The organism is Parasphingorhabdus sp. (assembly GCF_965233695.1).
GTDB lineage: Bacteria > Pseudomonadota > Alphaproteobacteria > Sphingomonadales > Sphingomonadaceae > Parasphingorhabdus.
The window spans coordinates 2,012,432-2,032,636 of record NZ_OZ247497.1; the positions used below are offsets into that span (position 1 = coordinate 2,012,432).

Sequence of the window (20,205 nt, forward strand, 5' to 3'; positions counted from 1 at the left end):
TATGTCGAGCACAGCGTTATGTTGTGTTGGGATGTCCCATTGTCGCATTTCACGGCGATGAGCTCTGATTGCTTCACATAATCATGAGGCATGGGCAGCCTCCAGCATTGCGAGCAGGCGATCAGACACGCCGGTGAACGTGCCTTTCCTGATCTGTGGCGGAGCCCCGGCATCGAGGATGTCGAGCTTTTCGCTCGGATCGATCCGCAGATAGATCTCGGTGCTGGTGACGCTGCTATGGCCGAGCCACAGCGCCACACGCCTGATGTCGCCGGTGGCTTCAAGCGTGTGGATGGCGCAGGTGTGCCGCAGAACGTGCGGCGTAACCTTCTTCCGGACGAGGCTCGGAGCAGTCCGCTGGGCCGTTTTGACGTGCACCGTCAGCCGACTGGCGAAGCCATGCCGCCCGATCGCCTCGCCGCGCGCGTTGAGGAACAGAGCCTGTTCATCACCTGCTGGCCGTACTCGCAGCCAGTCTCGCAGGACGGCTTGCGTTTCCTTCCACATCGGCAACACCCGTTCGCGCCGGCCCTTACCCAGAACATGGACGGTATCGGCGGTGGGCTGGTTGATGTCGTCAAGCTGAATGCCGGTCAGTTCGGAGACGCGCAGCCCACAAGCATAGGCAAGGTGCAGCATCGCCCGGTCGCGCAGCCCGGATCGTGTTCGCCGATCAGGAGCGTCGAGCAGGGCCTGCAACTCGGCACGGGTTAGATAATCGACCAGCGGCTGTTCGACCCGCTTGGCCGGTATCGCCTGCACCTGCATGGCGACGTCGAGGCAGGCCGGTGCCCGATATTCGAGGAACCGGAAGAAGGACCGGATCGCGGCAAGCCGGGCATTGCGCGTGCGAGGCGTGTTGGCCCGGCTCTTCTCGATGTCGTCGAGGAAGTCGAGGATCAGCGCGGCGTCGAGCTGTTCGATCCGGAGGTCTGACGGCCGTAGGCGCAACCGTTTGGCCGCGAAGCAGACGAGCAGCCGGAAGCTATAGGCATAGCTGTCGATCGTATGGCGGCTCGCGCCCCGATCGCGGGGCAGATGCTCCAGCAGCCAGACGCTGAGGTGCGGTGCGAGCGCGGTCATGCCGCACCCCCTTCCCGGAACGCCTCGGTCGCGGTCGCGATCTGTTGGACCAGCACCGGCGTCGCCTCCAGATACCAGTAGGTATCGGAGAGACAGGCGTGTCCAAGATAGGTACTGAGTGCGAGCATGTGCCGGTTGATAGTTGCACGATCGCTGCCGCATTGTTCGAGCGAGCGGACCGCGAAGCTATGGCGAAGATCATGCAGCCTTGGACCGCGCTCGCCTTGCGGACCGCGCAGCCCGACCTGCCGCGCTAGCCTGACGAAGGTGCGCGTCACCGTCGCATGATCCGGTGGTTCGCCTGTCGAGAGCACGAACAGGTGCGGACTGGGACCGCCGATGCGCTGCCGGAGCGTCAGATATTCGGCGAGCGCGGTGCGCGTGCTGTCGTGGATCGGAACAAGCCGGGTTTTGCGGAACTTGGTCTCGCGGATCATCAGCCCATCAGGCGTTATGTCGGTATAGAACAGAGCAACCCCCTCGGATACGCGCAGCCCCGTCGTCGCCAACAGCCCGAACAGATGGTGATAGGTATGGGGCGTGATCGACGCGACCGGCGGGACCGATAGCGCCGCCTCCATAATCCGATTGACGTCCGATGGGGTTAGGATGTGCGGACGAGGCCTCGGCCGTTTGGCCCTGCCGAACACATCGCGCGGCGGTATTTCGTTGCGGTCATCCTCGGCATGCATGGAGATCGCAAAGTGTCGTGCTACCCTCAGCCATTCTCGCGATCGCTGCCCCGATGGCGCCATCGACGCCCATTCGATCATCCGGTCGGCGAAGGTATATTCATCACCGCGGGCGTCGGCGAACCCGGCATATTTCAGGAGCATCTGCTCTTGATCGGCGAACTTGTAGCCGAGCCCGCGTTTGATCGCGACATAGCGCTGAACATTGGTGATCATCAGCATGACGCACCTCCGATCCAGGGCTGCACCACATGCGCCAGCATCGTCGTATCGACCTTCGCGTAGATAGCGGTCGTTTCCGGCGAACGGTGACGAAGCACCGCGCCGACGGCATCGAGCGTTGCGCCCGAGCGCAGCATGTGCGTGGCGGCGGAGTGGCGCAGCAGATAGGCACCGCGCAGGTTGGCATTGTCGACACCTGCCCGCTGAAGGGCGTCGCGCACGATGATCGAGATCGGCGACGACGATGCGAACGGCACGAACGGCGCGATTGATCGGATGAAGACCTTCGTCGAGGTAACGATAGGCCGGGCACGTTCGATATAGGCCAGCAGGGCATCACCTGCGTCTTGTGGCAAAGGCAGCGCGACGGCGTGTTTCGTCTTGCCAGCGACTCGGATCAGGCCATTGTCCCAGTCGATGTCTTCAAGATGCAGGTTGGCGACATCGCCGCCGCGAAGGGCCAGCCTCGCCAGCAACAGCAGAATGGCGCGGTCCCGCAGTCCCCGAGGCGTGGCCGGATCGCATGAGGCGATCACGCGTTCCACATCGTCGCTCAGGATATAGCGCGGCAGCGTCGCGAGCCGCCATCGCGGTATTCGCGGGACTGCTCCGACCAACGCCGGTGAGCAAGTGCCGCTCGCGGCCAGGTAACGAAGATACATCCGCAGCGAACCGCACATCTGCTGGACACTCACCCGCGACGCGCTCTCCAGATTCTGCAATATGACCCGGTTGATCAGGGCAGCATCATAGCACGCCGGATCATCGCCAAGCTGGGGCAACAGCTTGGTGACCATATGCAGATGACCGAGGATCGTGCGTTCGCTCGCGCCGCGATGTCGGCTCAGCCAGTCGCGGAACGGATGAAGCCGGTCATCTCCCTGCTTTCCACACACCATTTCAGGGATCGCGCCGATCGCTGCGAGATGGCGCACAAAGCGGCGGATCGACGCCAGATACTGGGCATTCCGCCGCGCCTTTTGCACAAAGTAGCCTGGGCAAGCACAGCTATGGACGGCGAACCGTTCGATGAGCTCTTCATCGACGGCATCAAGTGGAATGTCGTGCTGATCGAGCCACGTCACGAAGTGGCGGCAGCTATGACCGTAATGCTTGATTGTACCCTCAGCATATCCCTGCTGGCGGAGATGTTTGCCGAAATCCTCAATATGGCGAGCCGCTATAGTGGTAAATTGTTCGTCTGACATTGTGATACTCCTTTCGTCTTGAGACGTCGGGAGCATGCTCGTTATGCGAAGTGTTGTCCTTAGAAACACCTGACAAACCGCCAGATCGCGCGGTGCGCTCAACATAATTCCGCACTCGACATACTTCGGTCTGGCCGATCTGGGGTTTGGTTGTCCCGAACTCGGCTCGGTGAGCCTGTCAGAGATTGCATCTCTGACCTTGCCGCTTGGTCTGTCCATCGAGCGCGATCTGCATTTTGAAGCGCGCTTTCCGCTCACGGTTTACGCTGATGCCGCCCGAAATATCGGGCGCATCACCGAGGACGAAGCGCGGCTGAAAGCCGCTGCCTTGGCTCAAGCCCATGAATAAGCACATCTTCCGCCACCTTGCCCACCCCTCCGGTCAAGGCGCGGCAGACCCTCGCGCAGCAATCCTGCTGCGCGAGACAACCGGCCCCGCTTCCACCGCCACCCCCGTATGCAACGGGAGCGGGGCCAATCACTTGAAATTCACGAAGGAGAATAGCAATGCAACTCGAAAATATAGACCTCGCCAAACTGTCGGTTTCACCGGCCAATATGCGAAACGCCAAGAAGCCGCCCGACATTAGCGATATATTGCCCTCGGTGCGGGTGCGGGGCGTTCTTGTTCCGCTTTTGGTGCGTCCCAACGGCAGCGCCGACACTTTCGAGATTGTCGCGGGACGGCGGCGCTATCATGCGGCAACCACGGTTGCCGAAGAAGGCGGCAGCGCCGCGCCGCTCCCTTGCGCGATATTGGAAGAAGGCGACGATGCCGCCGCCTTGGAAGCCTCCTTGATCGAGAATCTCGTCCGCGAAAATCCCGACGAGGTCACGCAGTGGGAACAGTTTACCCAGTTGGTCAAAAAGGGTCGTAAGGCAGCCGAAATTGCCGACACATTCGGGATGGATGAAAAGACCGTGGGGCGCATTCTTGCGCTTGGCAATCTGCTTCCCGCTATCCGCAAAGCCTATGGCCGCGAAGAAATTGATGCCGCTACCGTGCGCCATCTGACTTTGGCGAGCAAGGCGCAGCAAAAAGCATGGCTGGCTTTGTTCAGGGATGAAGAAGCCTATGCGCCGCGCGGGACGCAGCTAAAGGCTTGGCTGTTTGGCGGGGCGTCGATTTCTACTTCCGCTGCGATCTTTGATATGGCCGAGTTTAAGGGCCAGGTCGTCAGCGATCTGTTTGCCGAGGATGGCTATTTTGGCGATGCGGACCAGTTCTGGGAAGCACAATCCGCCGCCATTGAAGCCAAGAAAGCGGAATATCTCGAAGATGGCTGGAGCGATGTGCAGATCATCCCAGAGGACAGCTATTTCCAGACATGGGACCATGAAAAGACCACCAAGCGCAAGGGTGGCCGCGTCTATATTGATGTGAGCGCCAAGGGCGAAGTGACGTTCCACGAAGGTTATCTCACTGCCAAAGAAGCGCGGGTGCGGGAAACCGGACAGGTGGATAGCAAGGCCGACAAGCCCAAGCGTCCTGAAATTACCGGCCCAATGGGCGAATATATCGACCTTCACCGCCACGCTGCCGTGCGCTGCGAACTTGCGGCCAGCCCCACTATCGCGCTGCGCGTTATGGTGGCCCATGCGATTTGCGGGTCGCCATTGTGGAATGTGAGAGTGCAGGAGCAGCGCAGCCGCAAGGAATCGATTACTGAAAGTATCGAAACCAGCGTGGCGGAGGCGCGTTTTGACGAGCGCCGCCGTGCGGTGTTGGCGGTGCTTGGCTTTGATGCCGACGAACCCACCGTGACGCTCGGCCATGAAACGCGAAATGGTATGAGCGGCTTGCTGCTGCGTTTGCTTGATGTGCCTGATGCTGTGGTGATAGAGATATTGGGCGTGGTCATGGCCGAAACGCTGGCAGCGGGAAGCGATCTTGTCGAAACTTTGGGTATCCATCTCGATGTGGAGATGGCTGATTACTGGACGGCGGATGATGCGTTCATGGACCTTGTGCGCGACCGTGAAGTCCTGACCGCTCTTTTGGGCGAAGTTGGCGGAGCCAGCATTGCCGCCGCCAACGCCAGCGAAAAGACAAAGACGGTGAAGGGCATTATCAGTGACCACCTCACGGGCGAGAATGGCCGTGCAAAACAGGAGGCTTGGGTTCCGCGCTGGATGGCGTTTCCGCCATCGGCTTATACAAAGCGTGGCGGTGTCGGAACCGTTACCGCCGCTGAACGAGCCAAGTGGCTGATGGAAGAGGATGAACCAGCGGAGCCGGAACCGCAGGAAGCGGTAGAGGCTGCGTCCACAAAAGATGAGGAAGAGCGAATTGCGGCTTGAAGCATAGGCGGGCGGCTGTTCAGCCGCCCGCTCCAAAATCACCGCAAAGCCCCGTCCGGCACAGCCGTTCGAGGCAGCGGCGTGGGTGCAGCAGCCATTGAGCGAGGCAGCGTCCTATTTGTTGGCGGAAGCGCCATCGTCACGGGCGAACGGGCTAACAATATCGGCGCGCTATGAGCCTCCCGATGCCCGAAATGGTCGCTGCGTTTGCTGCGGTTTTTGACAGGGTGCTCGATTGGCCTTGTCCATCGCCTTGAGGGCGTCGGCGTATTTTCTGTAATCGTCAGCATCTGCATGAGGGATCGGCCCGTTCAACAAACAAACCCCGCCATATCTACCGCAGTCTATGAGCCAGTCATTGAACGCGGTCACATATTCGCCAAATCTCCTTGGTACTATTAGCCAACTGCACTCATTCACGTCCTCTTAAATGGCTTTGATTGGCAGGGGACGGCTGCGCCTCTTGCCCCTAGCTGCAACGGTGCAGCCCAAAGTTTCTTCCCCTGCGCTGACGCGCATTCCTCGCGGAATCAAGAAACCCCGTTCTGCACCGTCCTCCACTTCGTTTCGGTCCTTCGGATGCATCGGTTCAAGCCCCTGCCTGAAATCAGCCATCGAGGCCGCGAATGAGCGCGGGTTCGACCAAACCAAGGAGAAGTATCATGGCTAACATCGGAACATTCAAAAAAACGGGCAATGACTATCGCGGCGAAATCGTCACCGTGATGTTGCAGAAGAAAAACGTCACCATCGTCGCCGAAGAGCCAAGCGACAACGAAAACGCACCGACCCACCGGGTGTTCGTGGCAAAGGCCGAAATCGGGGCAGCCTGGGCAAAGACCAGCAAAGAAGACCGCGAGTATCTTTCGATCAAGCTCGACGATCCCAGCTTCAACGCGCCGATCTTCGCCAGCCTGTTCGCCGATGAAGATGGCAAGAACTTCAACCTCATCTGGTCACGCGCCCGCACATCGAACGGCAACTGATCCAAACGCCCGCACCCCGACCGGCTCTGCCGGTCGGGGCTTCGCTGTGCTCGTTTGAGCGGATGATTTACTGACATTGGACAAACCAGACAATCGGAAGGTCGGATCATATATCGTTTGGAAACCCGATCATGTGGTCGTTCTCTTATGCAATATGCTTTGACACTTAAAAAGTTGATGATGGCTGACCCGAGCCGATGGGCCGTGTTGGACATTGTCCGCTCGCTTGATTTGGCAGACTGTTGGGTAGGTTCAGGATTTGTTCGCGATGCCGTTTGGGATAACTTGCACGGACGCGTGCCCAATGATTTGACGGCAGACATTGATGTGATTTGGTTTGGTTCAGACGATTCCAATGCCGCCAAAGATCGAGCGCTCGAAGCAGAGTTGCACAAGATCCGACCGGACCTGAATTGGTCAGTAAAAAATCAAGCGCGAATGAACGAGAGGAATGGCGATGCTGATTACAGGTCTGTGACTGACGCCATGCGTTTCTGGCCGGAGACCGCAACCGCAGTTGCGATTCGACGGAGCGGCCAAGACCAGTGCGAAATCGCTGCACCGTTCGGTCTGGATGATTTGTTTGAACTTCGGCTCACGGCAGCGGGCCGATCTGCAAATGAGAAGCGGTCGGTTTTCTTGGAACGGCTTGAACAAAAGCAGTGGCTGCAAAGATATCCCAAGCTCCGAATAATTGATCGTTTGGTCCGATGAGTGGCCATCGCAGTCACAGTTTCACTCGTCCGAATAAAAGTGCATGCTGGGCTTTGTGACCGACCGGCCATTATCTCCCTGCAAAGATATTTGCGCGCTAGACGCCAGGGCCAGCGTCTGCACCGGCTGCGGTCGCACCATCGCCGAGATCGCCGAATGGGGGAGCGCGACCGCCAGCCGCCAGCACGAAATCGTGCGGCGATCTTCAGTCCGTATGAGAACCCTGCTTAACGGGCGTACTCAATAACCTAACCCCCAAGCGCATCCAAAGCGACCTTCATCTTTCATGAAGATTGCCGCTTTGGATGCGCTTTTCTTAGAGGGTTTTAGGGTATTTGTCTTAATTGCAGGATATGCCTAGCGGCGCGTGTTGTATTACAATGCCCGTGTTTCACGAGGCAATTTTAATGGCGACAAATACCCCACCGACGACTGCGATGCTCAGCATAAGGCTAGATACGGGCGCACTTGCGGCGCTCGATAGCTTCGCGGTAGGGCGAGGCGGTCGAAGCGCAGTCTTGCGCCAATTGATCGAACGGATGTTGGCGGAGAATACCCATCGCCCACTGATCGAACGTCCCGATGGCGTGGCGCGGAATCGTGTCTCGCTGCGCTTTACCGATGCCGAGATTGCGGTGATCGAATATCGCGCGTCACTGCGTTCGACAGATCGAGCAGGATGGATCAAGGCATTGGTCCGCCGCCATCTAGCTTTGAAAACGCGCGTCGATGATGGTTTGCTGGCTGAGCTCGCACCGATACGAATGCAGTTGCTCCGTATTGGCCGCAATCTCAATCAGGCAATGAAGGCTGCCAATTTGCGTATGATGGAAGATGGCGACAAGCAGATTGGAAACGACCTGCGCCGTATCGCTGACATGCGTATGGAAATTTCCGAGCAGGTAGCAGCCGTCGGCGAAGCCATGCGCGGTGATGCCAGCTATTGGGCGGTTGCGGATTGATGGGGTTGGAATCGGCCCTAGAATCAGCATTGTGGGAAGCGACCCGTCCCGCATTCCGGGTGCGCTATATCCATGACCTGAATGGCCAGCCGCTTATCCCGCTCTATGCCAGCTATGGGTCTGCCAGCGGTAAAACAGCTCGGGCCAAGCTGGCGCGGATTGTGCGCCGCGCGCCCGAAGTGTTGGTCAAAGTGACGGGGCGGCAGAAGGGCGGTCGTCATGTCAAAGCCCATCTTGAATATATCGGACGCAAGGGTGACGTCGAGATCGAAAGCCGCGACGGTGAAATCCTCACGAGCAAGGAAGATATTGCAGAGCGTGCGGCGGAGTGGAGCGATACGCTCCAATGGCGGTCACGGCCAACTGTGTCATCGGTGTCGCTAGTTTTTTCGATGCCTGCGCGCACCGATCCCGACAAGGTGTTGGGATCGGTGCGCGCGCTGGCTCATGCCGAATTTAGCGACAATCACGACTATGTCATGGCGCTTCACACCGATACGCCGCGCCCGCATGTTCATTTGACAGTGCAAGCAGAGGGGCTTGATCGAACCCGATTCAATCCACGCCCAGTCCAGCTTAATCGCTTGCGAGAGAGGTTTGCGCGAGAACTCCGCGCACGCGGTGTGGTTGCGGAAGCAACGCCAAGACGCGCGCGCGGGCAGGGGATCGCAGGGTCAAGCATGGCGCTGGTCAAATTGCGGGCGCGGCTGCGGGCCGGATCAAGCGGTCAGATGACCGATGCGGATCGTCTCACCAACGAACCGGCTATTGCCGTCGCGCGGGGGCAGGCGGCGCTGCCAGCATTTGTCGCCAATGGTACAGAAAAGTGGCAGGAAATACGTAAGGCATATCGTCATGCTGCCTCTGCGCTGGACGCGACTGGATCAACCGAAGACCGGGAAATTGCCAGCGACGTGAGCGGCTTCCTCGACAAGCATCAAGGCATGAATGCTACCCCGGAAGTGTTTGCTGCGCATCATTCACGACTGTTGAACCAAGCATCGCTACTCAAGGATGTCATTGCCCCCGACCAACCGCCGCCAGAAAAAGAGAGAAGTCGCTAACAATCGAATGTCTTCCGAGATACTTTGTTCCGGTCAGATACCTCATGTTTTCGCGTAGGGTTCTGAGTAGTTAGGCCAGAGTAGCGTCGAGAAGATGACTATACACCGCCGAGGTCTGGCTCACTTTCGAAAATGGTAACCTTATATCGTAGTTCAAGCAGGGTCTTTGCCATGCAGAGACCGGCAATACCGGTGCCAATTATTGCGATTCTATGAACCAACTCGATTCCTTCCGATATATTTTCTAGCCCCAAACATGTGGCAAGAGATTGATGCCGCCTATTCTATTAGTGCGCCGTTTGCGCTGTAATGGCTCCATTTCATCATCAATGCTGATATTTATATTGATCGTTTGTCCTGCCTCATTTGTGGATTCAGCTTCACAAAGGGCCCGAATGAGATGCAGCGTCGATGTACTAACATTTCAAAACATTGTCCCCCGTCAGCGATCAATCGCCGACGGGGAGAGCAGGCTAACGTTCTTCAACCTACATGAGAGAAGTGCTGCTTGAGGCCCCTCGAGCGGTAGCCGCCATCAACTGAAATTCATCAAAGATCAAATGGAATGCATGCTCATCTAGTCACATTTCATCTTTAGATCCATACCGTAGCCTTCTGCTTCATTGTCATGTCCGAATATATCAGAGACATAATACTCTTGAGCATCGATTGCCTTGCGTGCCGCCCAACCGGGCTCCCAAAGCCAGCCTGATGGATTTGCACAATAGAATGTCAGAGCTCTATCGTTCGAGTGCATTCCCAGCGTTAGAGCAACGTCGCGTGCCTCCTGTCGGATTTTGTCATGTGTGATACCAAAATCGCGCAGGTCAGTATACTCAACCATAAAATGATTTATTCGCTTTGGCATCGGGCCCATCCCGAATGCAACCGAATGATCTCGGTCATTACAATGCATAAAGATAGGTTTGGCGGTCATTCCATTCGGCAATGGCAAATGATATTCGACACTACCGCGAAAACCCAGCATCGAGTAAAACTTATAAGCGGCGTCGTCATCCGTCTGCCGTAAGATACAATGCCCGATCCCCTGATTGCCGGTCAGAAATCTGCCATGCATGGGCCGGCCAGGGTGGAAGGGATTATGGCTATCTACCCTAGGACCATAAAAAATCTCGGTCGGGTTGCCTCCAGGATCTTCCAGTTTAAGCAAACCGAGAACTTTGCGTTCTTGTGCTTCCTCTTCGCTGCCTACACGATATTCGACACCATTCTGTTCAAGCAGAACTGCGACTTCTTCTAGTTCGGGTTGACCAGCTACTCTCCAACCTAGATAGGCTAAGTCATCATCGCCATCGGTGTGAACAACAATTCGGTGATGCCACTCATCCATCCGCAGATAGTAGCGGTCTTCTTCTTCTTCTTCTTCTATAACCTGCATGCCGATGATGTCTCCGGCAAACTTCCTCCATGCATCACCATCAGATACAGATAGACCCATGTAGCCAAGTTCTATTATTTTTCCAGTCATCACATTCTCCTCGATCTAAAACATAAATTATAATGGCATCGCCATAAGGGTTCTCACGATATCGTTGTCGATTACACAAACCCGTTTCCGGATTTCAAAACCACTGTCCCTATTTTCGATCAGTTCGTCGATATAACGGCCGGCCGCGTAAGGAAAAACATCACTCTGGCTCCGAGTCTCGAAGACAACAAAGTTAGATGAAGCGTGGATAACGCCATCTGTTATTTCCGTAATGATGCATGGTGCGTTGATGTGCCTCAATGCCATTTCGGGATAGATATTTGAATGTAGTAAAGAGGCCACGCGATCGTCCATGGCATCACGGCTCTCGAAAAAGAGAAATCCGGCGGGTAATCCAGCCAGTTCGTTTTGTTTTGAAGTAATCCGATACTCACATTGTTCGGAAAAAAGTGAGGGCCATTTCTCCAGTTTCTCATCAATGTAAAACCCATATAAGGCATTGAACCGGTCAACCCTCTGTGCCATCTGATCATTCATGATTTCGCTCCATCTTCCATCAGATGAAGATAGCCACGCCAAAATCCACGCACGGCATTTTCATCAAGCCCCATAGGAATGGTCGGGTTGGTAGAATTGTCCAAGTCCATCAAAATCTGTGAGTGTCCGTCTGGTCCCTTTACACCTTCTTGGCAAATTTCTGTGGCCTCGCCATCTTCGAGTGAGACGTAACCGGCCGGTCCGACCATATTGATGCTACGCATTCTTTGTCGCAACATCTCGTCACTATCCTGCTCAAACCCAAAATACGTCCAAATCAGATCGAACTCGTCATTGTTTCTGACAACCATCTGACGCGTTGCCAGCGCATTACCGATCTGTTGTAAAACTACAGATGGAAAGATGGACTGGATACTTAGAGTTATATCGTCTCCCATGTCGGGCCAAATTTCAAGTAACCGGGAGTCTTTGAGATTGACCGCTCCCGGGTCTCGGGAAGCCTCTGTTTGGTGTTTTGCCCCACTGTCATCGTCCGACGGCTTGTGCACCTGGAATGAATTGTGAAAGCCGAACTTCTCGTCGATCTCGCCGACAGATTTCTGGCTTGGTCGCCATATACCAAAAGTAGTATAGAAAAGGTGCAGTAACCCGCCATGATAGCTGTCTCGGCTGTTTTCAGCATATAGCTTCCAATTGCCTTTGATGCGTTGGCCCACAGAACCAATGACCTTGATGGGATGGATCATGATTCTCTCGATTGCAGAACACATGGCGTTTCCAAGAAAGTCTCGCAGCTCTGTCGCGTCTTCGCGGAATGTAGCAAATACCATATCCCCTATGGTGTCGACCCGCAGCGGTGTCATCCTCTGATTCTTGATATCAAATGAATCGGGCATTCCACCTTTGCCGCCTACTCCCCTGCGATAGGGGACGCTGCGCAGCGCACCAGTGGCGTCATAGGCCCACTGATGATAAACGCATACAAATGTGCCAGACTCGGCTTTCCCCCGGGAATTTCGACAGACGAGCGCGCCCTTGTGAACGCAGCGGTTTACCCAGACGTGCATGGCTCCATCTTCCCCGCGGCACAGGACTACCGGCGTTTCGCCAATGTGTGTCGATTTGTATGAATTAGCTTCAGGGACCTCTGCTGCTAGCCCTACATAAGACCAAACAGGCCCGCGAAAAATGCGTTCCTGCTCCTTTTTGAATATTTCTGGATCCGAATAAACGGAATAATCAACATTATTAGCCGTTGAGGTTGTTTTCAAGTCAGGCATAATAATCCTTTTCTACTAAAGAAAACTATCATAATAGAGTTGGTTAGCGGGCACGTTCAAATCGAGTTGCAGCATTTTATTCACCGCTGAAATCATCGGTGGCGGACCGCAGAAATAATAATCGTAATTTAGGGGGTTAATCTGTACCTTTTTGTTTTGGCGAACGACATCATGGATAAAACCCAACTCTGTTCCTTCTGGTCTATTTAAACCGTCGGTGTCTGAGATAGCCTCTACAACAGAGACTCGTTGCGCTAAGCTAGGATAAGCAGACACGAGCTTGTTTGCACATAGGTCCTGAGGCTCGCGGCCGCCGTAAAACAACAGCATCTTCTTTTGTGATGCAGTGGCGGATATGCTGGCTTGCTGCATGATTGACATGAGTGGAGATATTCCGGATCCCCCACCAATTAGAATAATGTCGCGCGGCGAATCCTCTCGAAGGTAGGACATACCATAAGAACCATCGATTTCTATTTTCTGTCCCGAGACCAGATGTTCAAAAAGGAAAGACGTCGCAGCGCCGCCAAGTATGCGTTTGGCGATGAACCTCCATTCACCTTGCTCATTGGGAAGATTGGACATAGAATAGGCGCGAGAACCTTCTACGGTAGGTATATCCAATAATATATATTGCCCGACTAGAAAATCCGCTGGCAAATCGCCTTTGAATGTGAATTCGGCCATATTGTGGGTGATTTGCGTGCATGATACATACCGAAGCGTTTGGCGGCGCGGCGAGACTATTGGTTCATATTGCCTTTCAATTTGTACTTTTATCGTACAATCTCCATCCGGCCTGCTTTGACAGGCGAGGTGGCGACCGCGACGACGCGCTCTTTCGCCGATTCCCTTGGCCTCTGGCCAGAGGTCCTCAATCTCGCCGTTTATCAGTTCAAATTGACAGGAACCACAACCGCCCGAATTGCAGTCATATGGCAATCCAATCCCATTTCGCAGTGCGGCACGCAGAATGGTATCTCCCTCGTCGACGGAAAATTCTATATCTGTACCTTCTACAACAATCTTTTTTGGGTTTGTCATTTCCTCCTCTTTATTGCCCGAACACACCGATCGGGCCTTCTTCCAGATTGATGATGACACTCTTGGTTTGGCTATAGTGGTTCAATGCTTCACTGGCGAACTCGCGCCCAAAGCCACTGCCTTTGTAGCCGCCAATCGGCATGCCACCGATGAAGTTATAATATCGGTTTACCCAAACAGTGCCGGTTTCAAGCGCACGTGCCATCCGGTGAGCGCGAGGAAGATCTCGCGTCCAAAGTCCGCCTCCCAATCCATAGATACTTTCATTGGCCATGCGGATAACATCCGCTTCATCCCTCCAGCCTATAACCGTTGTGACGGGGCCGAAAATCTCTTCCTGAGCAATTCGCATCTCGTTGCGGACATCTGTAAAGATGGTTGGTTTAATAAAAAGCCCATCTGGAAGGCCGTCGACCTCTCTCTTGCCCCCGCCATAGGCCACGGTGGCTCCCTCTGTTTTTCCTATATCTATATAATTTAGAATTTTTTCATATTGCATGCGTGAGGCCTGTGGCCCCAAAACAGTGGTATGTTCCGTTGGATCACCCGAACTAGCGCGCCCAAGCAAATCTTGGAACTTCCCAAGAAACTCATCCATCACGTCTTCATGAACAAAAACCCGACTACCCGCGAGGCATACCTCACCTTTATTAAGCACAGTGGACATCGCAGCTCCTTCTGCGGCCGCGTCTAGATCAGCGTCATTGCACACAATGTTAGCTGATTTCCCTCCTAGCTCCATCGTCTGAGGAATGACGTTGGTCGAGGCATATTGGATCAGCTTCTGTGCGGTTGGTCTGGACCCGGTAAAAGCTACCTTGCGCGTTAATGGGTGCGCCACTAGCGCTTCTCCCACATTCGGACCATATCCGGTCACGAGGTTTAGCACACCTGCTGGTAGTAAGTCTGCCATCTCCTTGAAGAACTCTATGACGGAGAGGCATACCGCTTCGGCCGGTTTCAGGACTACCGTGTTGCCTGCAGCGAGTGCTGGTGCAATCTTAGACGCCATCATTATTAGCGGGACATTCCAGGGTATAATCTGTACACACACGCCGAGTGGCTCACGTAGGACTATTCCAAGACCGTTAGGAGCCTCAATCGTTTGCCCATGCAGAAACCATGGAGCACCTGAGAACATCTCGAATTGTTCGACCGCCATTGGAATATCGAAATTCATAGCCTCCATGAATGGCTTACCATTGTCCAACGTGTCCATCATTGCGTAATCTTCAGCACGAGCTTTCAGGCGGCGACCCATTTCATAGATTATCTCCTGACGCTGAGATCGAGACGTTCGTGACCATGCAGGAAAGGCTTTCGCAGCAGCTTCGACAGCGCGCTTTGCGTCAGCGGCATTGGCGGACTGAATCTTAGCAAGGCAATCCCCAGTTGAGGGGTTGATCATGTCAATGGTTTCACCGCTACTACTTTGCTCCCAAGCACCATCGATGAAAAGTCCATATTCTTTCTGAAATAGCTTTTCAGCAAGTTTAAGGTGCTTTTGGCGGACATCTTCTACGTTTGACATTTTGCACTCTCCTCTAGTGTAATTTCACGGCAATAATCAGATTTGATCAATGTACACAAAGCCATCTTTTATCGTGACTTCGTAGGTTTTTAGCGGTATCTCACAGGGGAATGCCTCTGGCTCACCAGTTTTGACATCGAAAGCCCCCGAATGAAGCGGGCACTCGATAAGGCCGTCTTCAAAAAAACCGTCTGTGAGCCGTGCGACATTGTGTGTGCATATATTGCTCGTTACATAAATTTTATCGTCGAGATTAAATACAGCGAGTGGAGGCATTCCCTCTTGGTCAATTGGTAGCATGTCACCACTTTGTATATCTGTAACCGCACACAATCTGATCATTCCATTTTTCCACTTTTTTCATATCATCGGGTTGCAAATTGTTGCTTACAACATTTGCACAGTTTAATTCGGTGGTCATCCGTCTCAGTAGACAATCTAACTAGATGAGCTTAGGCAAAAGAATCTTACAATCAATCGCACCTTGTGATAGATATCATCACTGAGAATGATAATAGGCGATGAAGGCAGGTTATGAAAAATATAGATCTGAATCTCTTACGTATCTTCAATGAACTGATCCGCACGGGAAAGGTGGTTGATGCGGCGGAGCATCTCGGAATGACACAGCCCGCTGTCAGCAATGCGTTGAAAAGGCTCCGCAAACACTTTGATGACGAGTTATTTGTCAGAACAAAAAGTGGGATGAAACCGACGGCAATTGCAATTAGGCTCTCTGAACCAATCAGCTATGGACTAGATACAATTGGTCAAGCGATACGCAGTCCGGTTAATTTTGATCCGACAATCAGCAAGCGGCATTTTGTGATCGCGGTTGCTGATATCGGAGATATGTATTTCATGCCTAACTTGATCTCACATGCTAGTAAGCATGCGCCTGGCATCTCCTACGAAACGGTACGTAATAACTCGCCGGACCTGCTTGAAATGATGGAAAACGGGCGTGTGGATTTGGCCGTTGGATTTCTTCCTCAACTTACAGCCAATTTCTACACCACTCGGTTATTCTTACAAAATTGGGTCCTGACCGCTGCGAAAAATCATCCAATTTTTCACGTTCGAGACGTAAATTTAGAAGCGCTTAATGGTTATTCATGGTTAGGTGTGAGAGCGCATAGGAGCGGTCTTAGTTCTCTGAACGAAAGCCTCGTTGGAAAGGGGTTGGTCAGAAAAATCGATGCCTGGATTCCCAACTACGCCACTGTCGGCCCTTTGTTGGAGGCCAGCGGACTAATAGCGTGTCTTCCCGAACGACTTGCGCAAATTATCACCGCTTCGTACGAACTCAGTTCGTGTCCACTTCCGTTTTCGCTTCAACCACATGCTATAAGCGCGAACTGGCACGCCCGCGTCCACAGCGACCCTGCAATAAAATGGCTTCGCAAAACGGTGAACCTTCTCTTCTCTAACTGAGCAGACCAGTTGAAACAGATGGTTCTCCAGTACCGACCTAGCAGTTGATCGGAAAAGGCATCTCTGCAGATACATTGAAAACACTGTGCTTTGGCAATCGAAGCTTTTGCACCTGCGATGGAGAACTTCAGCTGCAGCCGCGACTTTGCGGCCTGGCTGGGCCTCGTTCCACGCCAGTTCTCTTCAGGTACGAAAGCTTCGACTGCCAAAGCAGTCATTGGACCGACCCCGGGTATGGTTTGCAAACGCCGCGCGATGTCAGCTTCATTGGCCAGCGCCTGGATCTTCCGGGTCCGGGCATTGATGCGGGTTGTTTGCTCGGCGATCTGCTCCACCATATCGCGGCATTCCTCCCGCATCAGATTGGGCAAATCATTATTCGGCGACTCCAGGATCTCTGCGATCCGTTTAATTTGGCGGATTCCCTGGGGAACAACGTGACCATATTCATAAAGGCTCGCCCTGAGTGCATTGACCAGTTCGGTGCGCTGGTGGACAAGCCGTTCCCGGGCGCGAAACAAAATCGCCCAACTTTGTTGGTCAGCTCCCTTCGGAAGAACGAAGCGCATCTCGGGCCGCTGGGCAGCGATAACGATCGCCTCGGCGTCTGCCGCATCGTTCTTCTGGCGCTTCACGAACGGTTTAACGTAGCGCGGCGCAATCAGCTTCACCTCATGGCCAAGCTTCGCCATCTCCCGGGCCCAATAACGAGCACTGCCACAGGCATCCATCACGACCACTGCGGGAGGCTGCTTCGCCATAAACCCTGGGAAACTTTGCCGCGACATCTTCCTGCAAAACTGTGGCTGCCCCGTCATTGAGGCCGCGTGTAGCTGGAAAACATTCTTAGCCAGATCTACTCCAATCATGGTATCTTTCGTCATGGTTGCCGTCCTTTCCGCTCAGTGGCTGTAATCACCACTATCTTGGCACATTGCGATGCCGTCAGGGAGGGCGGCAACCACCCCATCTCGTGAGACATCTTCTGCAGATTCCTGAAGCAGGAAGGAGATGTATCGATGACCAAGAAGGAAGAGCGCGACGTACAGCGCAAAGTGCATTATTCCCAGTGGTGATATTCAATATTTAGTTTGGCGTATTGTAAATAGTTATCTGTAGGGCACTATCTGCTTTATAGTATGCGGGGCCGAAGGTGCCGGTTCGACCTCTGACGAAGCGCGTACGATATGGTTCAAACGTGATCTTTAGTATCGCGATTATAATGAAGTGGGAGGAAGTTTTATGTCGAATAATTTAAAGGCCTGTCGATCTTATTCCAAAATGTCGGCCGCCGGTGTCCGCTGGACACTGACGTCTGTTCTGGCGCTTTCAGTTGCAACCAATGCTTACGCACAGGACACTGCTATCAATGATGCTCAGGATTCCGAGGAAGTTTCTACGATCGAGCAATCCGATGGTCTTGGTGTAATTATCGTCACCGCGCGTAAGCGCAATGAGGATCTTCAGGATACACCGATTTCCATCACCGCATTCAGCGGCAAAGATCTTGCTGATCGACAAGTTAATAATGTGGGTGATCTTGGCCGATTTGCACCCAATGTGAGCTTGGACCCGGTCGCTAATATATCCGGGAGCAGTGCCTCAATCACCACGTTTATTCGCGGTGTTGGGCAAACGGACTTCAATATCACGGTCGATCCGGGTGTTGGTTTATACTATGATGGGGTGTATATTGCTCGGACGGCTGGCGCGCTGCTCGATTTGGGTGATGTTCAGAGCGTACAGATTTTGCGTGGACCTCAAGGTACGCTTTTCGGCAAAAATACGATTGGCGGAGCGGTCATCGTAAATTCCAACCCTCCGTCTGATATTTTTGAACTTGAAGGCGAACTGGCTACGGGGCGCTTTAACCGATTTGACGCTCGTGGAATGATTAACGTTCCGCTCTCCGATAGGGTAGCTGTGCGAGCAACGGTCGGACTTAATACGCGCGATGGGTATCAGCGCAGACTTTCTGATGGCGGACGTCACGGGAATTCTGACTCACTCGGTGGCCGTATTGCGATAAAAGCAGAATTGACAGACACGCTTACGGCTCAGCTGTCGTTTGATGCTAATCGGCGGCGCGAGCAATCTTCGGCTAATACCTTGCTTGAAGTGAATGAAGGTATAGCGCCAGGGGTTGGCGGCTTTCAGAGCTTCTTCTGGAACAAGGTTCTTCAGGGCGGGCAGTGCGGCGCGGTGGGCGCACCGGCACCCGATCTGCCAAATTGCTACACCGACCAGTGGCTTACGAACGATATTGACGAAACATGGGCAACCAATCGCAACGTTTCCGACTTTGATCTCTGGGGCACAAATTTGACGGTTGATTGGGAGTTGGGGCCAGTCACAGTTAAATCTATTACGGCCTACCGCGAAATGGAATCTAGTTTTTCTTTCGATTTCGACGGCTCGCCAATTCCACTCGGAGAAAGCTTCAACAATATCAGCCAGGAGCAGTTCTCGCAGGAGTTCCAGTTTACCGGTTCATTGTTTGATGATGTAGTAAAGTATACAGCGGGTCTCTATTATCTGAAGGAAACAGGATTTGACGATAACATCCTGACCTTTGCCTTTGCCGATTTCGTCAGTGGCGGCGACATCGACAACGACAGTTATGCGGCCTATCTGCAATTCACCGTCGATGTCACCGATCGCCTCTCGATCACTCCCGGCCTGCGCTACACCAACGAAACAAAGCGTTTTGATCCGAGTCGCCAGATCATTTCTGATGATCGAACAGGAGGTGATTTGTTGTTGCTTAGCCAATGCTTCGTATCGAGCACACCAACCATTCCTCCACAGCCCGGGTGTGTGGTTGATCCAACATTTAATCCTGGAGGAAATCATATCCTGCCAGCGTTTGAGGTATCGACCACGGCGAAGGAATGGACGCCTGCTGTAACGATTGACTACCAGATAACCGACGAGATATTGGGTTACGCTTCCTACTCAAAGGGGTTCAAGAGCGGCGGCTTCACCCAGCGAATTTTCCCTCCGGAACCAGCCGCCAGTGCATTTGCACCCGAATTTGTTGAAAGTTATGAGCTAGGCCTCAAGGCGGAGTTACTGGATCGCCGGCTGCGCTTGAATGGAGCAGTGTTTCAGTCTGATTATACTGACATTCAGATTGTCGTGAATGAAGGGATCGCACCTAAAGTCCGCAATGCTGGTGTAGCCAGAATTCGTGGGTTTGAGCTTGAGGCGCAGGCGTTGCTCGCAGATGGTATTCGTTTCGAAGGCGGTGTCGGATATCTTGATGCCTATTATCGTACTGTTTCGCCTACAGCAGCTCCGGTTACGATCAATAGCCGTTTTCCTAACGTTCCTAAATGGACGGCCTCGGCTGCTCTCAATGCCGATGTTATTGAAACAGATTTAGGCAAGCTTACTCTGCGCGGGGACTGGACCTACAAGGGTTCCCATTTCAAAGATGCGGTCAACTCGCCATTGTTGTTTCAAAAAGGATATAGCGTCTTCGGGGCCAGTGCCACGTTTGAAGGTATTGACGAGCATTGGCGGTTGACGGCAGGTGTTACTAATCTGGGCGATAAGCGCTATTTGCTTGGTGGTTATTCTGATTTAACTCAATCCTCAGCAACTACCGGAACATTCTCTCGGCCTCGCGAATGGTTCTTGCGAGTTGGTTTCCGCTACTGATCTCAAGGAAGAAACTTGTCGTTAGCGGCAAATCTAGACGCCGAAGGTATATCTAACTGTCACATCTTTCATA

19 protein-coding genes and 2 pseudogenes are annotated in these 20,205 nt (G+C 53.6%); 10 read left to right on the top strand and 11 right to left on the bottom strand.

What is annotated here, in order from left to right:
• Positions 1-81: 81 nt before the first annotated feature.
• From ACO6S1_RS09550 to ACO6S1_RS09560, 3 genes are read right to left on the bottom strand one after another with little or no spacing between them, the layout of a single operon-like run.
• Positions 82-1,083, bottom strand: coding sequence for a tyrosine-type recombinase/integrase (locus ACO6S1_RS09550; protein ID WP_422344969.1), 1,002 nt, complete (start codon positions 1,081-1,083; stop codon positions 82-84).
• On the bottom strand, positions 1,080-1,997 hold the full coding sequence (locus ACO6S1_RS09555) for a tyrosine-type recombinase/integrase (RefSeq protein WP_422344970.1): 918 nt from the start codon (positions 1,995-1,997) through the stop codon (positions 1,080-1,082). Before ACO6S1_RS09555 ends, ACO6S1_RS09550 begins: the two co-directional genes overlap by 4 nt.
• Positions 1,991-3,205, bottom strand: coding sequence for a tyrosine-type recombinase/integrase (locus tag ACO6S1_RS09560; RefSeq protein ID WP_422346059.1), 1,215 nt, complete (start codon positions 3,203-3,205; stop codon positions 1,991-1,993). The genes ACO6S1_RS09555 and ACO6S1_RS09560 overlap by 7 nt, the downstream gene beginning before the upstream one ends.
• 106 nt (positions 3,206-3,311) lie before the next feature.
• Here ACO6S1_RS09560 and ACO6S1_RS09565 point away from each other — a divergent pair, with 106 nt between their 5' ends.
• The 7 genes from ACO6S1_RS09565 (at position 3,312) to ACO6S1_RS09595 (ending at position 9,232) form a co-directional block, all read left to right on the top strand.
• Complete coding sequence (locus ACO6S1_RS09565) at positions 3,312-3,554, top strand: DUF2958 domain-containing protein (RefSeq protein WP_422346171.1); 243 nt, start codon at positions 3,312-3,314, stop codon at positions 3,552-3,554.
• A 158-nt stretch (positions 3,555-3,712) separates the two neighbouring features.
• Positions 3,713-5,506 (top strand): ParB/RepB/Spo0J family partition protein, encoded by a 1,794-nt coding sequence (locus ACO6S1_RS09570; protein ID WP_422346060.1) that lies wholly within the window; start codon positions 3,713-3,715, stop codon positions 5,504-5,506.
• Between the two features lie 662 nt (positions 5,507-6,168).
• Positions 6,169-6,492, top strand: coding sequence for a DUF736 domain-containing protein (locus tag ACO6S1_RS09575; RefSeq protein WP_422346061.1), 324 nt, complete (start codon positions 6,169-6,171; stop codon positions 6,490-6,492).
• 159 nt (positions 6,493-6,651) lie between these two features.
• Positions 6,652-7,206 (top strand): nucleotidyltransferase family protein, encoded by a 555-nt coding sequence (locus ACO6S1_RS09580; protein ID WP_422346062.1) that lies wholly within the window; start codon positions 6,652-6,654, stop codon positions 7,204-7,206.
• Positions 7,207-7,249: 43 nt separating this feature from the next.
• Entirely contained in the window at positions 7,250-7,453 is a 204-nt protein-coding gene (locus ACO6S1_RS09585; protein WP_422346063.1) for a DUF1289 domain-containing protein, read from the top strand.
• A 160-nt stretch (positions 7,454-7,613) separates the two neighbouring features.
• Positions 7,614-8,168, top strand: a complete 555-nt coding sequence (locus ACO6S1_RS09590; protein WP_422346064.1) for a hypothetical protein — start codon at positions 7,614-7,616, stop codon at positions 8,166-8,168.
• A complete protein-coding gene (locus ACO6S1_RS09595) occupies positions 8,168-9,232 on the top strand; it encodes a relaxase/mobilization nuclease domain-containing protein (RefSeq protein WP_422346065.1) in 1,065 nt (354 codons plus the stop codon). Before ACO6S1_RS09590 ends, ACO6S1_RS09595 begins: the two co-directional genes overlap by 1 nt.
• Positions 9,233-9,330: 98 nt before the next feature.
• Here the strand turns inward: ACO6S1_RS09595 and ACO6S1_RS09600 are convergent, their stop codons facing one another.
• From ACO6S1_RS09600 to ACO6S1_RS09630, 7 genes are all read right to left on the bottom strand, one after another.
• Positions 9,331-9,486, bottom strand: a complete 156-nt coding sequence (locus tag ACO6S1_RS09600; RefSeq protein WP_422346066.1) for an NAD(P)-binding protein — start codon at positions 9,484-9,486, stop codon at positions 9,331-9,333.
• Between the two features lie 323 nt (positions 9,487-9,809).
• Positions 9,810-10,721: a biphenyl-2,3-diol 1,2-dioxygenase gene (gene bphC, locus ACO6S1_RS09605; protein WP_173208226.1), complete on the bottom strand. Its 912-nt coding sequence runs from the start codon at positions 10,719-10,721 to the stop codon at positions 9,810-9,812.
• Positions 10,722-10,748: 27 nt separating this feature from the next.
• A complete protein-coding gene (locus tag ACO6S1_RS09610) occupies positions 10,749-11,219 on the bottom strand; it encodes an aromatic-ring-hydroxylating dioxygenase subunit beta (RefSeq protein ID WP_422346067.1) in 471 nt (156 codons plus the stop codon).
• The gene (locus tag ACO6S1_RS09615; RefSeq protein WP_422346068.1) at positions 11,216-12,460 is read right to left on the bottom strand and encodes a Rieske 2Fe-2S domain-containing protein; all 1,245 of its coding nucleotides are present in this window, start codon (positions 12,458-12,460) and stop codon (positions 11,216-11,218) included. The genes ACO6S1_RS09610 and ACO6S1_RS09615 overlap by 4 nt, the downstream gene beginning before the upstream one ends.
• A 15-nt stretch (positions 12,461-12,475) precedes the next feature.
• On the bottom strand, positions 12,476-13,504 hold the full coding sequence (locus tag ACO6S1_RS09620; protein ID WP_422346069.1) for a 2Fe-2S iron-sulfur cluster binding domain-containing protein: 1,029 nt from the start codon (positions 13,502-13,504) through the stop codon (positions 12,476-12,478).
• A gap of 10 nt (positions 13,505-13,514) precedes the next feature.
• On the bottom strand, positions 13,515-15,035 hold the full coding sequence (locus tag ACO6S1_RS09625; protein WP_422346070.1) for an aldehyde dehydrogenase family protein: 1,521 nt from the start codon (positions 15,033-15,035) through the stop codon (positions 13,515-13,517).
• Positions 15,036-15,071: 36 nt separating this feature from the next.
• Positions 15,072-15,377: a non-heme iron oxygenase ferredoxin subunit gene (locus ACO6S1_RS09630; protein ID WP_422346071.1), complete on the bottom strand. Its 306-nt coding sequence runs from the start codon at positions 15,375-15,377 to the stop codon at positions 15,072-15,074.
• A 192-nt stretch (positions 15,378-15,569) separates the two neighbouring features.
• Here ACO6S1_RS09630 and ACO6S1_RS09635 point away from each other — a divergent pair, with 192 nt between their 5' ends.
• On the top strand, positions 15,570-16,469 hold the full coding sequence (locus tag ACO6S1_RS09635; protein WP_422346072.1) for a LysR substrate-binding domain-containing protein: 900 nt from the start codon (positions 15,570-15,572) through the stop codon (positions 16,467-16,469).
• 87 nt (positions 16,470-16,556) lie between these two features.
• Positions 16,557-16,664 (top strand): annotated as a pseudogene (locus ACO6S1_RS09640) (transposase); the annotation flags it as partial.
• A gap of 17 nt (positions 16,665-16,681) precedes the next feature.
• Here the strand turns inward: ACO6S1_RS09640 and ACO6S1_RS09645 are convergent.
• Positions 16,682-17,353, bottom strand: a pseudogene (locus ACO6S1_RS09645) (IS110 family transposase); the annotation flags it as partial.
• A gap of 397 nt (positions 17,354-17,750) precedes the next feature.
• On the opposite strand from ACO6S1_RS09645, the gene ACO6S1_RS09650 reads away from it, so the two are divergent.
• Entirely contained in the window at positions 17,751-20,132 is a 2,382-nt protein-coding gene (locus tag ACO6S1_RS09650) for a TonB-dependent receptor (RefSeq protein ID WP_422346073.1), read from the top strand.
• Positions 20,133-20,205: the final 73 nt, after the last annotated feature.